Source organism: Roseateles flavus (assembly GCF_039872765.1).
GTDB classification, from domain to species: domain Bacteria; phylum Pseudomonadota; class Gammaproteobacteria; order Burkholderiales; family Burkholderiaceae_C; genus Roseateles_B; species Roseateles_B flavus.
In genome coordinates, this window is sequence record NZ_JBDPZC010000021.1 from 1 (window position 1) to 14,666 (window position 14,666).

The 14,666-nt window shown below is 69.7% G+C and carries 10 protein-coding genes; 3 read left to right on the forward strand and 7 right to left on the reverse strand.

Features of this window, described 5'->3' with window-relative positions; genetic code table 11:
- Positions 1-536: 536 nt before the first annotated feature.
- Positions 537-752, reverse strand: coding sequence for a PEP-CTERM sorting domain-containing protein (locus tag ABDJ40_RS24025; RefSeq protein WP_347613571.1), 216 nt, complete (start codon positions 750-752; stop codon positions 537-539).
- A 36-nt stretch (positions 753-788) separates the two neighbouring features.
- Here ABDJ40_RS24025 and ABDJ40_RS24030 point away from each other — a divergent pair, with 36 nt between their 5' ends.
- Positions 789-1,253 carry a hypothetical protein gene (locus tag ABDJ40_RS24030; protein ID WP_347613572.1) on the forward strand — a complete coding sequence of 155 codons (465 nt, stop codon included), beginning with the start codon at positions 789-791 and terminating at the stop codon, positions 1,251-1,253.
- Positions 1,254-1,364: 111 nt separating this feature from the next.
- Here the strand turns inward: ABDJ40_RS24030 and ABDJ40_RS24035 are convergent, their stop codons facing one another.
- From ABDJ40_RS24035 to ABDJ40_RS24060, 6 genes are all read right to left on the reverse strand, one after another.
- Positions 1,365-2,561 carry a cation:proton antiporter gene (locus ABDJ40_RS24035; RefSeq protein WP_347613573.1) on the reverse strand — a complete coding sequence of 399 codons (1,197 nt, stop codon included), beginning with the start codon at positions 2,559-2,561 and terminating at the stop codon, positions 1,365-1,367.
- An 86-nt stretch (positions 2,562-2,647) separates the two neighbouring features.
- Positions 2,648-4,180: a 4-alpha-glucanotransferase gene (gene malQ / locus ABDJ40_RS24040; protein ID WP_347613575.1), complete on the reverse strand. Its 1,533-nt coding sequence runs from the start codon at positions 4,178-4,180 to the stop codon at positions 2,648-2,650.
- 27 nt (positions 4,181-4,207) lie between these two features.
- A complete protein-coding gene (glgX, locus tag ABDJ40_RS24045) occupies positions 4,208-6,367 on the reverse strand; it encodes a glycogen debranching protein GlgX (protein ID WP_347613576.1) in 2,160 nt (719 codons plus the stop codon).
- A complete protein-coding gene (locus ABDJ40_RS24050; RefSeq protein ID WP_347613577.1) occupies positions 6,364-7,293 on the reverse strand; it encodes an alpha/beta hydrolase in 930 nt (309 codons plus the stop codon). Before ABDJ40_RS24050 ends, glgX begins: the two co-directional genes overlap by 4 nt.
- Positions 7,290-9,467 (reverse strand): 1,4-alpha-glucan branching protein GlgB, encoded by a 2,178-nt coding sequence (gene glgB, locus ABDJ40_RS24055; protein ID WP_347613578.1) that lies wholly within the window; start codon positions 9,465-9,467, stop codon positions 7,290-7,292. Before glgB ends, ABDJ40_RS24050 begins: the two co-directional genes overlap by 4 nt.
- Before the next feature lie 16 nt (positions 9,468-9,483).
- The gene (locus tag ABDJ40_RS24060) at positions 9,484-11,970 is read right to left on the reverse strand and encodes a glycogen/starch/alpha-glucan phosphorylase (protein ID WP_347613580.1); all 2,487 of its coding nucleotides are present in this window, start codon (positions 11,968-11,970) and stop codon (positions 9,484-9,486) included.
- A 403-nt stretch (positions 11,971-12,373) separates the two neighbouring features.
- Here ABDJ40_RS24060 and ABDJ40_RS24065 point away from each other — a divergent pair, with 403 nt between their 5' ends.
- Complete coding sequence (locus ABDJ40_RS24065; RefSeq protein WP_347613582.1) at positions 12,374-13,492, forward strand: ABC transporter ATP-binding protein; 1,119 nt, start codon at positions 12,374-12,376, stop codon at positions 13,490-13,492.
- Positions 13,489-14,664, forward strand: coding sequence for a maltose/maltodextrin ABC transporter substrate-binding protein MalE (gene malE / locus ABDJ40_RS24070; protein WP_347613584.1), 1,176 nt, complete (start codon positions 13,489-13,491; stop codon positions 14,662-14,664). The genes ABDJ40_RS24065 and malE overlap by 4 nt, the downstream gene beginning before the upstream one ends.
- Positions 14,665-14,666: the final 2 nt, after the last annotated feature.

Below are 14,666 nucleotides of genomic sequence, written 5' to 3' on the forward strand. Positions count from 1 at the left end.
CGCCTGGTGCTCACCCAGGCCCAGCTGATGGCGCAAGGCCTGGGGCTCCGCGGCCACCTGGTGCAAGCGGGCAATGATGGCCAAGGCCTGGAGGCACGCATGCGGCGGCGTGACTCCCCCTCCCCCCGGGTTTGCTTTCACTTCGATCCCTCGTTGGAACCGGCTCACCCTTTGGGGGGCCGGCGATTTTCTACACCCGCAGCACTCTGCGACAGGCAGCGCATTGTTTCAGTGCGTCGAGCGCAGATCTCACCCCCAAATTGGGGGGACTCATCCAACGAGAGGAGATTGATGAAGCACAAAAGAGGGCAAGTGACACCGACCCGGGGGCCTTGCGCCCGCTCCGGTGCCGGCAAGGCACGATACGGAAGGCCGCGCTGTGCGCCCGGTTGTCAGGCGAGAAAGCGCCCAGCGATCCCCATGTAATCCAGAGCTGCTGCCAGACCGGTGCAAGACAGCCGGGATGGCTCATTGCCGGCGTCCTGCAGGAGCCGATGGGTGCCTCGCTGGCCCGCCATCGGTCTGCAGCCCAGGGTTCAAGCCGTGGTGGACACCGCGCTGCGCCGACGCAGGGCCATCCCAAGGCCACCCGGTCCCAGGGCCAGCAGCGCCAGGCTACCGGGCTCCGGCACACCGCGCATCTCGCGCGAGAACCAGCAGCTGCTGTCCGTGCAGGTGGAGGCGAAGGTGGGCGTTTCGACGCTGGCCAGCCACTCGCCCTTGTCGTCCACGCCAGAGAAGGCGAGGGTCATCCGGCCGCTGTACATATGCCAGGTCCCAGGCGAAGCATGCCCGCCCCTGGGCGTGAAGCGGCCGAACAGGAAGTCCAGGCTCTCGCCCGCGGCGAGGTCGAAGCCGTTCTTGTAGATCAGGCCCGGCAGCGTGGGGCTGAAGGCCGTGGCGAACTCGAAGTCATACTCGGTGGGGAAGCCGCCGGTGAAGCCGCCGCTGATATAGGCCTGGTCGATCTTCGCGAAAGGCGCGTTGCGGTAGCTGCCAGTGCTGAAGTCATAGGCCCAGCCCAGGGTCGGGAGGTCGTCGGCCGCGAAGCCCGTGAGCGGGAAGCTGGAAAAGCGCAGGGCGGAGGAGTCTTCGTCCAGCGTGAGCCGCAGCCAGACATCGACCGACTCCGTGGCACTGATGGTGCCGACCTGCTGCAGGTACTGCAGCTTGCCGTGGGGCAGTCCTGCCCAGGCGAATTGGGTGAACAGGCAGGCGGCGGCGGCGCACAGGCCGCGCTTGACGGCATTTAGGGGTCTCTCCCTTGATATCTTGTGGGTGGCTCTGAAGGAGCCGCCGCGGACTATCCGGACCAGACCGCCCCTGGCGAGGGCTCTGCTTCTAGGGATAGACCCTCGCCCCGCTCAGCCGGCGCGCTTCACCAGCCCCATCATCGGCCGCAGCATCGGCGCCACCACCGGCACCGTGAGCATGGTGCTGCCCACCGCCATCAGCAGCAGGGCGGTGAAGGTCTCGGAGGTGATGATCTGCTTGTCCAGCAGCACGTTGGCGAAGATGATCATGATCAGCGCCTTGGTCTGCAGCAGCCAGCCGATGATGCGGGCCTCGCCCGGCGCCCAGCGCAGCAGCCGCCCCGCGATCTCCAGGCCCAGCAGCTTGCCGCCCACCGAGACCGCCAGCAGCAGTCCGGCCACGCCGAAGACCGCATAGCCGCCCATCTCCCAGTTGGTGCGCAGGCCCGTGGAGAGGAAGAACACGGGCATCAGCACCATCAGCACGTGGTGGCGCAGCAGGTCCAACTGGGCCTGGTCGAACCACTCGGCGTCCATCACCGCACCGGCCAGGAAGGCGCCCACCATGAAATGCAGGCCGGACCAGTCCGCGCCGAAGGACACCAGGGCCAGCCAGATCAGGCTGACGAACCAGCGGTCCGCCGCGGGCAGGCGCAGCATCAGGCGGCGCAGGCCCCAGGTGGCCAGGGCGAAGAGCACGAGGAACAGACCCTGGCGCCCCACCCGCTGCCAGTCCATCAGGATCAGCGCCAGCACGCCCCAGATGGCGATGTCGTCCAGGCTGGCATAGCGCAGGATGCGCTGGCCCAGGGGCTGGCGCAGGATGTCCAGCTTCTCCATCAGCAGGATCAGGATGGGCAGCGCCGTGACGGCGCAGGACATGCCCACGCCCAGCACGAACTGCCAGGTCTCGGCCCGGGCGCCCATCCAGCCGCCGCCGAGCAAGGCCAGGGCGGCCCCACTGCCCGCGATCAAGGGCGTACCCAGCGCCAGGCCGGCCGTGATGCCGCTTTCCACCCGGTGCGCCCAGGCCTTCTTCAGGTCCAGCTCGATGCCCGCGATCCACACGAAGAGCATCACCGCCCACCAGGCCACCCCGTTGAGCGACTGCACGACCGCCGGGTTGAAGACGAAGTGGTAATAGTCCGGGAAGGCGCGCCCCAGCACGCCCGGTCCCAGCACGATGCCCATGATGATCTGCACCACGACCAGGGGCGCCCAGTAGTCGGTGCCTCCCAGGCGCCACACCAGGTAGGGCACCGTGAAGATCACCGCCATGGCGATCAGGAAGATTTCGGTCGTGTTCATCGCGCCATGATGGCGATGAAGCCCGCCGCGGGGCAGCGGGCTCACCCGGAGCAAGGTACACCGGGTTTCATGCTAAGAAAGCGTTTTCAGGGCAAGCGCATCAGGCTCACATCCGCCCGCCCGCTGGCCGCGGTGATCAGGCCCAGCACGCGGCTGTGCTCGGCATCGACCATGTCCCAGCGCAGGCGCCAGGCCCAGTTGCCGCCGAGGATGCCGGGCACGTTCATGCGGTGTTCCCCGCCCAGGCCCAGCACGTCCTGCATGGGGAAGACGGCCATGTTGGCGACGGAGTTGCAGCAGGCGCGGATCATGGCCCAGTGCACGTCGTGCTCGCCGCAGGCCAGGTAGGCGCCGGCAAAGGCGCGCTCGCGGGCGCTGGCGTTGCGCCACCAGCCCAGCACAGTGTCGTTGTCATGCGTGCCGGTGTAGGCCACGGCGGCGCGCGGCCACATCTGGGGCAGGAACTCGTGCGTGCCGTCGCCGCCGAAGCCGAACTGCAGGATCTTCATGCCGGGGAAGCCGCAGTCGTCTCGCAACGCATGCACGTCCTCGGTGATGAAGCCCAGGTCCTCGGCCACGATGGGCAGCGGGCCCAGGGCCTTCTCGATGGCGTCGAACAGGGCCTTGCCGGGGCCGGTGCGCCACACGCCCTGCTTGGCATCCGGGCTGCTGCCGGGAATCTCGTAGTAGCCGGCGAAGCCGCGGAAGTGGTCGATGCGGAAGACGTCGGCGCTGCTCAGCGCGCGGCGCACACGGGCCGTCCACCAGGCGTAGTCCTCGGCCGCCATGCGGTCCCAGCGGTACAGCGGGTTGCCCCAGCGCTGGCCCTCGGCCGAGAGCGCATCGGGCGGCACGCCGGCCACGGTGACGGTCTGGAACTGCTCATCCAGGTCGTAGAGATCGGGGCGGGCCCAGCAGTCGGCGCTGTCATGGGCCACGAAGATGGGCAGGTCGCCCATGATGCGCACGCCGCGCTCGTTGGCGTAGCGCTTGAGGCCGGCCACCTGCCAGTCGAAGCACCATTGCACGAAGCGCCAGAAGCCGATCTCGGCGGCGTGTTCCTGGCGTGCGGCGGCCAGGGCGGCGGGCTCACGGCGTGCCAGGTCTTGCGGCCACAGCCACCAGGGCTGGCCGCCGCGCGGGCTGCGGATGGCCATGAAGAGAGCGTAGTCCTCCAGCCAGTCGGCCTGCGAAGCGCACCAGGCGGTGAACTCGGCGCGCTCGGCCGCGCTGGCCTTGGCGCGGAAGCCGGCCTCGGCGGCCCGCAGCTGCTGCTCGCGCCAGGGCAGCACGCGGCCGTAGTCCACGCGCGAGGCATCGAAGCCTTCCGGCGGCAGCTGCGGCGCGCTCATCCAGCCCTTGGCCACCAGGGGCTCGAAAGCCACCATCCATGGGCTGCCCGCGAAGGCCGAGACGCCCTGATAAGGGCTGTCACCAGGGCCGATGGGGGTCGAGGGCAGCCACTGCCACAGGCCCTGGCCGGCGGACTGCAACCAGTCCACATAGCGGTAGGCATCGGGGCCGAAGTCGCCCATGCCGTGCGGGCCAGGGAGGGAGGTGATGTGCAGCAGCACACCGGCGAGGCGTTGGTTGAGGTCCATGCGCGCAGTCTCGTACAAAAGAAGGGGGGGATGGAAGGCGTTGGGTCAGGCGGGCTGGGACTGCAGCAGCCAGAGGCTGCGGGCAGGCACCTCGAAGGCCAGGTCCAGGCTCAGTGCCTGCGCCAGCGGCCGGCCGTCGGGCTGGCTGCTGTCCAGCAGCAGGCGCCACTGCGTGCCGCGGCATTCGGCGGGAGCGTGGAAGGCCAGGGCCTGGGGCTCCGGATTGAACAGCAGGGCCAGGCTCGGTTCAGCGCCGGCGGGCAGGGCCGAGATCTGGCAGGCCAGGGCCTGCTCAGGGCCCAGGTGCCAGTCCTGCACCTGCATCTCATGGCCCCGCGGCGAGAACCAGCGCAGCTGCGCATCGCCCGCATGCGCGGCCCCGCCCTGCCCTGCCGACACGAACCAGCGCTCATGCCGCAGCAGGGGCTGCGCCCGGCGCAGGGCGCTGACGCGGGCCACGAAGGACTGCAGCGCGGCGCTGTCCTGCCGCCAGTCCAGCCAGCCCAGGGGGTTGTCCTGGCAGTAGGCGTTGTTGTTGCCCTGCTGGCTGTTGGCCAGCTCGTCTCCGGCATTGAGCATGGGCGTGCCCTGGGCCAGCAGCAGCGTGGCCAGCATGGCACGGCGCAGGCGCTCGCGCGTGGCCTGCACCTCGGCGGGGGCCCCCTCGCCCTCATGGCCGAAGTTGTGGGCCAGCTCGCCGTCCCGGCCATCGCGGTTGTCCTCGCCGTTGGCCTGGTTGTGCTTGCCGCTGTAGCTCAGCAGATCGTGCAGGGTGTAGCCGTCATGCACGGCAATGAAGTTGACCGAGGCCGTGGGCAGGCGCTGCGCATGGTGGAACACGTCGCTGGAGGCGCTGAAGCGGCGGGCGAACTCGCCGCGGCTGATGGCGTGCCCCAGGCGCGGCTGCGTGGCCGCCGGGCCGATCCAGTAGCCGCGCACGGCGTCGCGGAACTTGTCGTTCCACTCCATGAAGCGGCCGGGGAAGCGGCCCAGCTGGTAGCCGTCATAGCCCGCGTCCCAGGGCTCGGCGATCAGGTGCACGCCCGCCAGCACCGGGTCCTGGCGCAGCGCGGTGAAGAAGGCGGCCTGCGGATCGAAGCCATGCGGCCCGCGGCCCAGCACCGGTGCGAGGTCGAAGCGGAAGCCGTCCACGCCCATCTCCTGCACCCAGAAGCGCAGCGAATCCAGCACGAACTGGGTGACCCGCGGATGCTGGGTATTGAGCGTGTTGCCGCAGCCGGTGAGGTTCTCGGCGCGGCTGGCGTCGTCCGGCACGGCGCGGTAGTAGCTGCGGTTGTCCAGGCCACGCCAGGACAGCGTGGGGCCGAACTCGTTGCCCTCGGGCGTGTGGTTGTAGACGACGTCCAGCACCACCTCCAGCCCCGCCTCATGCAGGGCCGCGACCATGGCGCGGAACTCCGCCGCCACCAGGGCCGGATCATGGCGAACGGCGCTGCTGGCCAGGCGCGGGTCCGGCGCGAAGAAGCCCAGGGTGTTGTAGCCCCAGTAGTTGTGCAGCCCCTTTTCCCCGAGGTGGGGCTCGTCGATGGCGTAGTGCACCGGCAGCAGCGAGAGCGTGCTCACACCCAGGCGCTGGAAATGGGCGATGGCGGCCGGATGGGCCAGCGCCGCGTAGCTGCCGCGCAGGGCCTCGGGGATGCCAGGGTGCGAGGCCGAGAAGCCCTTCACATGCACCTCGTACAGCAGCAGGTCCGCCGCCGCATGCCGCGGCGCCGAAGCGCGCGGGCTGGGCCCGGCGGCCGGCGCCGCCACGCGTGCCTTCAAGGCATGCAGGGCGTTGTCGCGGCGGTCGAAGCTGCGGGACCCTTCGGGGTGGCCCAGCTCGTAGCCGTGGTGCTCGGCCCGCCAGCCGAAGTGGCCGACGATCTCGCGGGCATACGGGTCCAGCAGCAGCTTGTGCGGATTGAAGCGGTGGCCGCACTCGGGCGCATAGGGCCCATGCGCACGGAAGGCGTAGACAAGACCTGACCCCAGACCCGGCAGGAAGCCGTGATGGATGCCGTCATGGGGCCCGTGCAGGCGGTAGCGGCGCAGCTCGCGCTGGCCCTCGGCGTCGAACACGCACAGCTCGATGGCCTCGGCATGCTCCGAGAACACGGCCACGTTGACGCCGCCGTCGCGGGCCAGGGTGCCCAGGGGCTCGGTGCGGCCAGGGCTCAGATGGTCAGGCAGGGCAGTCTTCATGCGGGAGCGTCATCAGCGCGGGCCAGCAGGGCCCGCAGCGGCAGCGCCAGGCGCCGGGCCCAGTGCTGCTCGGTGTGGTCCGCATCTTCGAAGACACGGGTCTGGGTGAGCGGCGGACGGTGGCCATGCGCGGCCAGCAGCGCGTCCACTCGGGCCTGGGCCTCGTCGTAGAGCGCATCCAGGCCTGCGGTGCCGCGGTCCAGGTAGAGACGATGGGTGCCCGGCGCGGGCAGCTTGCGTTCGAGGTAGCTCAGCAGCGCACCCGGGATCTCGGCGTTGCGCTCGTACAGGCCGATCCAGTGCGTGCTCAGGGCCGCGGCTCCACCGAAGACCTCTGGATACTCGCAAAGACCGTAGAGGCTGATCAGGCCGCCCATGCTGGAGCCCATGAGGAACGTGGAGGCGGGCCGAGGGTCGGTGGCGTAGCGCGCATCGATGCGGGGCTTGAGCTCGCGCACCAGGCTGCGCAGATAGGCGTCGGACAGCGGCGGGCGCTTCAGCTGCCCGGCCAGGTAGCGCTGCCCTGGCGCCGTCTTCTCGATCGCCGGCCAGCAGGCCTGCGGAAAGAACTCGGCATGACGCTGCTCGGCATGGTTGTGCAGGCCGACGACGATGAAGTCGCGCAGGATGCCGTCGGCGATCAACGGCGCGGCGACTGCATCCACCGCCCAGGCCTGGCGGTTCCAGGTGCTGCGCGGGTCGAAGAGCATCTGGCCATCGTGCATGTACAGCACGGCATGCGGCCGGTCGGCACGGTAGCCCGGGGGCAGCCAGACGTCGACCGGGCGCGGCCCCAGCGTGGCGTCCTCCAGCACCAGGCGTTCCAGCCGGCCCGCGGCAAGCTGGGGCAAGGCATCCGCCCCGGCCACCACGGCGCACGGGACGGCCAGCGCCGCGGCGCCCTGCATCAGCTGGCGGCGGTTCATGCGCCCTCCTCCACCGGCGCCAGCATCAGCGTGGCCAGGGGCGGCAGCAGCAGCTGCAGGTGCCCGTCGACGACCGGCAGTGCCGCCTGCTGGTTGCCCAGGTTGCTGCCGCCGTAGTAGCTGGCATCGGTGTTGATCACCTCGCGCCAGGCACGGGGCCCCTCCGGCATGGGGATGCGGTAGCCCTCGCGCGGCACCGGCGTGAAGTTGCAGACCACCAGGGTCTGCTCCCCGCCCGGCTCGCGGCGCAGCCAGGCGAAGACGCTCAGCTCGCGGTCCTCGCTGACCAGCCACTGGAAGCCCGCGGCCTCGCAATCCTGGCGGTGCAGGCTGGGCCGTTCGCGGTAGACGCGGTTGAGGTCGCGCACCAGCACCTGCACGCCGGCATGGGCCGGCCGGTCCAGCAGGTCCCAGGGGAGTTCGGCGTCGTGGTTCCATTCGCTGTCCTGGGCGAACTCCTGGCCCATGAAGAGCAGCTTCTTGCCGGGATGGCCCCACATGAAGCCGTAGTAGGCGCGCAGATTGGCGAAACGCTGCCAGTCGTCGCCCGGCATCTTGCCCAGCAGCGAGCCCTTGCCGTGCACCACCTCGTCATGCGAGAGCGGCAGCACGAAGTTCTCGCTGAAGGCGTAGACGAGGCCGAAGCTCATCTTCTCGTGATGCCATTTGCGGTGGATGGGGTCCCCGTGCATGTAGCGCAGGGTGTCGTTCATCCAGCCCATGTTCCATTTGTAGTGGAAGCCCAGGCCGCCGGCCGAGGTGGGTGCGCTGACGCCGGGAAAGCTGGTCGATTCCTCCGCCACGGTGATGCCGCCGGGCGCCTCGGCGCCGATCACCTCGTTCATGCGTCGCAGGAAGGTGATGGCCTCGAGGTTCTCGCGGCCGCCCTGCACATTGGGCACCCACTCGCCGGGCGGGCGGGAGTAGTCGCGGTAGAGCATGGAGGCCACGGCGTCCACGCGCAGGCCGTCCACGCCCCATTGCTCCAGCCAGTACAGCGCATTGCCCACCAGGAACTGCTGGGTCTCGAGGCGGCCGAAGTGGTAGATCAGCGTGTTCCAGTCCCGGTGGAAGCCCTCGCGCGGGTCGGCGTACTCGTAGAGGTGCGTGCCGTCGAACTGGGCGAGGCCATGGGCGTCCGCCGGGAAATGCGCGGGCACCCAGTCCAGCAGCACGCCCAGGCCCTGGGCATGGCAGGCGGCCACGAAGCGGGCCAGGCCGCGCGGGTCGCCCAGGCGTGCCGTGGGCGCATAGAGGCCCAGGGTCTGGTAGCCCCAGGAGCCATCGAAGGGATGCTCGGCGATGGGCAGCAGCTCGATGTGGGTGAAGCCCAGGCCCGCGGCATAGCCCGGCAACGTGGCGGCCAGGGTGTCCCAGTCCACGAAGTCGCCGGGCCCGCCGCCAGGGGGGCGCCGCCAGGACAGGGCGTGCACCTCGTAGATGCTGATGGGCGCGTCGCGGCGGTTCACCGGGCGGCGGTCGACGGGCAGGCGCAGCTGGGGCGGCTCGGCGCAGACGATGCTGGCCGTGTCCGGCCGGAACTGGGCCTGGCGGGCGTAGGGATCGGCCTTGCGCAAGACCTGACCCTCGGCGCCGAGGATCTCGAACTGGTAGAGGTCCCCCGCCTGCACAGCCGGGATGAAGAGCTCCCAGACGCCCGCCTCGTGCCGGCGCCGCATGGGATGGCGGCGGCCGTCCCACTGGTTGAAGCTGCCCACCACGCTGACGCGGCGGGCGTTCGGTGCCCAGACGGCGAAGCGCGTGCCGGCCACGCCGTCTACCTGCTGCAGATGGGCACCCAGCACCTGCCAGGGCCGCAGGTGCCGGCCTGCCACGAGCTGCTGCAGCTCGGCTTCAGACAGCTGGGGGCCGAAGGCGTAGGCATCGTCCATGCGCAGCCAGGGGCCGCCAGCCTGCCACTGCACGAAGAGGCGGTAGGCGAAGGGCTTGCGGCGGCGCGGAATGAGGGCCTCGAAGAACAGCGCCGGCTCACGCACCGTCATGCGGCACAGGGCACGGCCGCTGGCGGCATCCAGCACCTGCACCGCCTGCGCACCGGGCAGGCAGGCACGCAGCCACAGCCGGCCTTCGCCGTCGGCATGCTGACCCAGCACGGCGAAAGGGTCGCCATGGCGGGCCTCCCTCAGGGCCTGAAGGGTGCTGTCGTCGACCATGCCCACGCCTCGGAGATCAGGCCTTCAGCGAAGCCGGTGACCAGACGCGCTCGACGTACTCGGCAATGGTGCGGTCCGAGGAGAACCAGCCCATGCCCGCCACGTTGCGGATGGCCTGCTCGCCCCAGGCCTGCGGCTCGCGGTAGACGGCATCGACCTTCGCCTGCGTGGCCACGTAGTCGCTGAAGTCGGCCATCAGCAGGTAGGGATCGGCGCCCAGCAGCTTGTCGACCAGGGGCTTGTAGCGGGCGCTGTCGCCGCCGCAGAAGTCGCCCTCGGCGATGGCGCGGATCACGCCCTGCAGCTGGCGGTTCTGCTCCACATACAGGCGCGGGTCGTAGCCCAGGCTCTTGAGCCCGGCCACGGCCTCGGTGCGCAGACCGAAGACGAACATCTGGTCCACGCCCATGTGCTCGGCCATCTCGATGTTGGCGCCGTCCCAGGTGCCGATGGTCAGCGCGCCGTTCAGCGCGAACTTCATGTTGCCGGTGCCCGAGGCCTCGGTGCCGGCGGTGGAGATCTGCTCGGAGAGGTCGGCCGCGGGGATGATGGTCTCGGCCAGCGAGACGCCGTAGTTGGGCAGGAAGACGAGCTTGAGCTTGTCCCCCACGCGCGGATCGCTGTTGACCACGCGGGCCACGTCGTGCGCCAGCTGGATGATCAGCTTGGCCATGTGATAGGCCGAGGCCGCCTTGCCGGCAATCACCACGGTGCGCGGCACCCAGCCCTGGCCGTCCACCCCTTCCGGGTTGGCAACGATGGCCTGGTAGCGGGCAATGACGTGCAGCAGGTTCAGCAGCTGGCGCTTGTACTCGTGGATGCGCTTGATCTGCACGTCGAAGAGGCTGTCCACGTTCACGGCCAGGCCCAGCTCGCGGCGGATGCGCTCGGCCAGGCGCTGCTTGTTGGCGCGCTTGACGCTGCGGAAGCTGTCGATCAGCGCAGCGTCCTTGGCATGCGCGGCCAGGGCCTGCAGCTTGGAGAGGTCCTGACGCCAGGCCGTGCCGATGGCGCCATCGATCACGGAGGACAGCGCCGGATTCGCCTGTTGCAGCCAGCGGCGCGGCGTCACGCCGTTGGTCACGTTGTGGAAGCGCTCGGGGAAGATGCGGGCGTAGTCGGCAAAGATGGTCTGCACCATCAGGGCCGAGTGCAGCGCGGCCACGCCGTTGACGCGGTGCGAGGCCACGATGGACAGCGCGGCCATGCGCACGCGGCGCTCGCCACCGTAGTTGCCGCCCTCGTCGATCAGGGACACGCGCGCAGCCAGGGCGTCGTCGCCCGGGAAGCGCTGGCGCAGCTCCTGCAGGAAGCGGTGGTTGATCTCGTAGATGATCTCGAGATGGCGCGGCAGCAGGGCCTCGAACATGCGCACCGGCCAGGTCTCCAGGGCCTCGGGCATCAGGGTGTGGTTGGTGTAGCTGACGGCCTGGCGCGTGATCGTCCAGGCCTCGTCCCAGGGCAGGCCGTGCTCGTCCAGCAGCAGGCGCATCAGCTCGGCCGGGGCCAGGGCCGGGTGGGTGTCGTTGAGGTGGATGGCGTTGCTCGTGCCCAGGTTCTGGAGCGAGCCGGACTCGCGCAAGTGGCGCGCGATCAGGTCCTGCAGCGAGGCGCTCACCAGGAAGGACTCCTGCTTGAGGCGCAGCTCGCGGCCGGCCTCGGTGGAGTCGTCGGGGTAGAGCACCCAGTTGAGCGCATCCGCGGCCACCTGGCGGCTGGCGGCACCGGCGTAGTCACCGCGGCAGAAGGCCTGGAAGTCGATGGGCGCGGCGGCCTGCGCGTGCCACTGGCGCAGGGTCGAGACACGCTCGCTGTGGTGGGCCGGCACGATGAAGTCGTAGGCCTGGGCCACCATCACCTCGGCCGGCACCCAGCGGCGAGCGCCGCTGGCGTCCACCTCGACGCGACCGCCAAAGCCCACGCCATAGCGCAGCTCGGGGCGCGGCAGCTCCCAGGGGTTGCCCAGGCGCAGCCAGTCATCGGGGGACTCGACCTGGCGGCCGTCCTGGATGCCCTGGGCAAACATGCCGTACTGGTAGCGCAGGCCGTAGCCGAAGGACGGCAGGCCGAGCTCCGCGAAGGAATCGAGGAAGCAGGCAGCCAGGCGGCCCAGGCCGCCATTGCCCAGCGCGGCGTCGGGCTCGCGCTCCAGCACCGTGGACAGGTCCTGGCCCTGGGCCTGCAGCTGCGCCTGCAGCACGCCGTCCAGGCGGAGGGCCGCCAGGGCGTTGCTCAGCGCGCGCCCCATCAGGAACTCCATCGAGAGGTAGTGCACGCGGCGGCTGGCGGCGTCGGCGCCACGCCGGGCATCGGCGGCCTGCGTGGTGGCCCAGCGCTGCGCCAGCAGCTCGCGGCTGGCGGCCGCGGCGGCGCGCATCAGCTCGTCACGGCCGGGTGCGGCACCCACCAGGGCGCGCTGCTGCAGTTCGCGCTGCAGGGCGGCCGTGAAGGCGTCCTGCAGCCCGCATGCGGAAGAAGAAGAGGAAGAGGATTCGGAGTTCATGGCACCTCGCGCCGTGGAACGGGCCGCGTTGAGAAGCGTGGACAACATAGGCATTCATCCCTGGGGCAGCCAAGACCGGCCCCTGCGGTCGGCCGCGAACCCAGTGAAACGGGCCGCGCGGCGCATCGGACACACAGCCCATCGGAGGGTGACCGGTGAGCGCGACGATGAAAGTATCACCCAGCTCGCTGAATTTGTGTAGTTTCACTACAGCGGGTTAACCCGATAGGCAATCTAAGTTGTTGATTTTCAATGATGCACCCCACAAGAATTCGGGCACATCATGTTGTGCGACTACATTTCGAACTGTATATTCTCTACAAACGAGGTCCTGGCCCTGCACGGACCATCCCATGAGCGAGACAAGCCGCCCTGCCCTTCGCAGGCCGGCGGAGGTAGACAAGTGGCGAGCGTGTTGCTGCAGTCCGTGGCCAAGGCCTACGGCGAGACCCAAATCCTGCATGGCATCGACCTGGAGATCCGGGACGGCGAGTTCATGGTCTTCGTCGGTCCCTCGGGATGCGGCAAGTCCACCCTGCTGCGCTCCATCGCGGGCCTGGAGGACATCACCGGCGGCGAGCTGCGCATCGACGGCCGCCTGGTCAACGACGTGCCGCCGGCCGAGCGCGGCATCGCGATGGTGTTCCAGTCGTACGCGCTCTACCCGCACATGAACCTGTACGACAACATGGCCTTCGGCCTGCAGCTGGCCAAGGTGCCCAAGGCCGAGATCGACACGGCCGTGCGCCATGCCGCGCGCATCCTGCACATCGAGCACCTGCTCGAGCGCAAGCCCAAGGACCTCTCGGGCGGACAGCGCCAGCGCGTGGCCATCGGCCGGGCCATCGTGCGCAAGCCCGAGGTCTTTCTCTTCGACGAGCCGCTCTCCAACCTCGACGCCGCCCTGCGCGTGCGCATGCGCTACGAGTTCGCCAAGCTCCACGAGGAGCTCAAGACCACCATGGTCTACGTGACCCACGACCAGGTCGAGGCCATGACCCTGGCGGACCGCATCGTGGTGCTGCAGGCCGGCCGCATCGAGCAGGTCGGCACCCCGCTGGAACTCTACGAGCACCCGTGCAATCTCTTCGTGGCCGGCTTCATCGGCAGTCCCAAGATGAACTTCATCGCGGGCGAGATCGCCGCCATCGAGGCGGACCATGCCGACGTGCGCCTGGCCGGCGGCCTCACCATGCGAGCGCTGGTAGACGCCAGCCGGGCCCGCGTGGGAGACAAGGTCACCCTGGGCATCCGCCCGGAGCACATCCGCACCATGGGCGAGGGCAACGCGCTGGAGACCACGGTCACCTTCGTCGAGTCCCTGGGCGGCACCACCTTCGCCTACTGTCCCTTCCCCGGCATCGAGGAGGCCCTGACCTGCCAGTTCGAGGGCCGCAACGGCTGCGACCGCCTGCGCAGCGGGGACCAGCTCAAACTGCACTTCCCCGCCGAGGCGCTCTACCTCTTCGACGCCGAGGGTCAGGCCTTGCGTCGCCTGGCCGCGCCGGAGCTGGGCGCATGAGGGCCGCACTGACCGCGCTGGCCCTGATCGCGGGCGGTCTGGCGCAGGCGGCCACGCCGCCCACCCTGCTGGTCTGGATCAACGGCGACAAGGCCTACAACGGCTTGCAGAAAGTGGGCCAGGCCTTCGAGAAGGTCTCGGGCGTCAAGGTGGTCGTGGAGCACCCGGTGGACGCGACCGACAAGTTCCAGCAGGCCGCCGGCGCCGGCAAGGGCCCGGACATCTTCTGCTGGCCGCACGACCGCGTGGGCGAATGGGCCAAGGCCGGCCTGCTGACGCCGCTGCGCCCCTCGGCCCAGCTGCGCGCCGAGATCGAGGAGACCGCCTGGCGCGCCTTCAGCTACCAGGGCAGGACCTGGGGCTATCCGATTGCCATCGAGACCACTGGCCTGCTCTACAACAAGGCCCTGGTCCCCGTGCCGCCCAAGACCTTCGAGGAGGTGATCCAGCTGGACCGCCGCCTGCAAGGCCAGGGCAAGCGCGCCATCCTGTGGCACTACAACAAGAGCTTCTTCAGCTGGCAGGTGATGGCCGGCGCGGGCGGGCAGATCTACGGGCGCGACGCCCGGGGTGACTTCGATGCCACGCAGGTGGGCGTCAACAACGCCGGCGCCCTGGCCGGTGCCGAGATGATCAACCGCCTGGTGCGCGAGGGCCACATGCCCAAAGGCGCCAACTACGCCGAGATGGAAAGCGGCTTCGCCCGTGGGGAGGTGGCCATGATGATCTCCGGCCCCTGGGCCTGGGACAACGCCCGCCGCGCCCGCATCGACTTCGGCGTGGCCCCCGTGCCGGGCCTGAAGCCGGGTCAGTATTCCAAGCCCTTCGTGGGCGTGCTGGGCTGCATGATCTCGGCCCCCTCGCGTCAGAAGGACCTGGCCCGCGAGTTCCTGGAGCAGCACCTGCTGCGCCCCGAGGCCCTGAAGGTGCTGGACGCCGATGTGCCCCTGGGCGTGCCGGCCAACAAGGCCTTCTACGCCGAGCTCTCGGTCAATCCGCTGATCAAGGCCAGCATGGAGAACGCCCGCCTGGGCGAGCCCATTCCCAACATCCCCGAGGTGGGCCGCTTCTGGACCGCCATGGACGCCGCGCTGGAGGCCATCAGCAATGGCCTGCAGAGCCCGAAGGATGCGCTGGACGGCGCTGCCGCCCGCATGCTCCTGAAGAAGTGAGC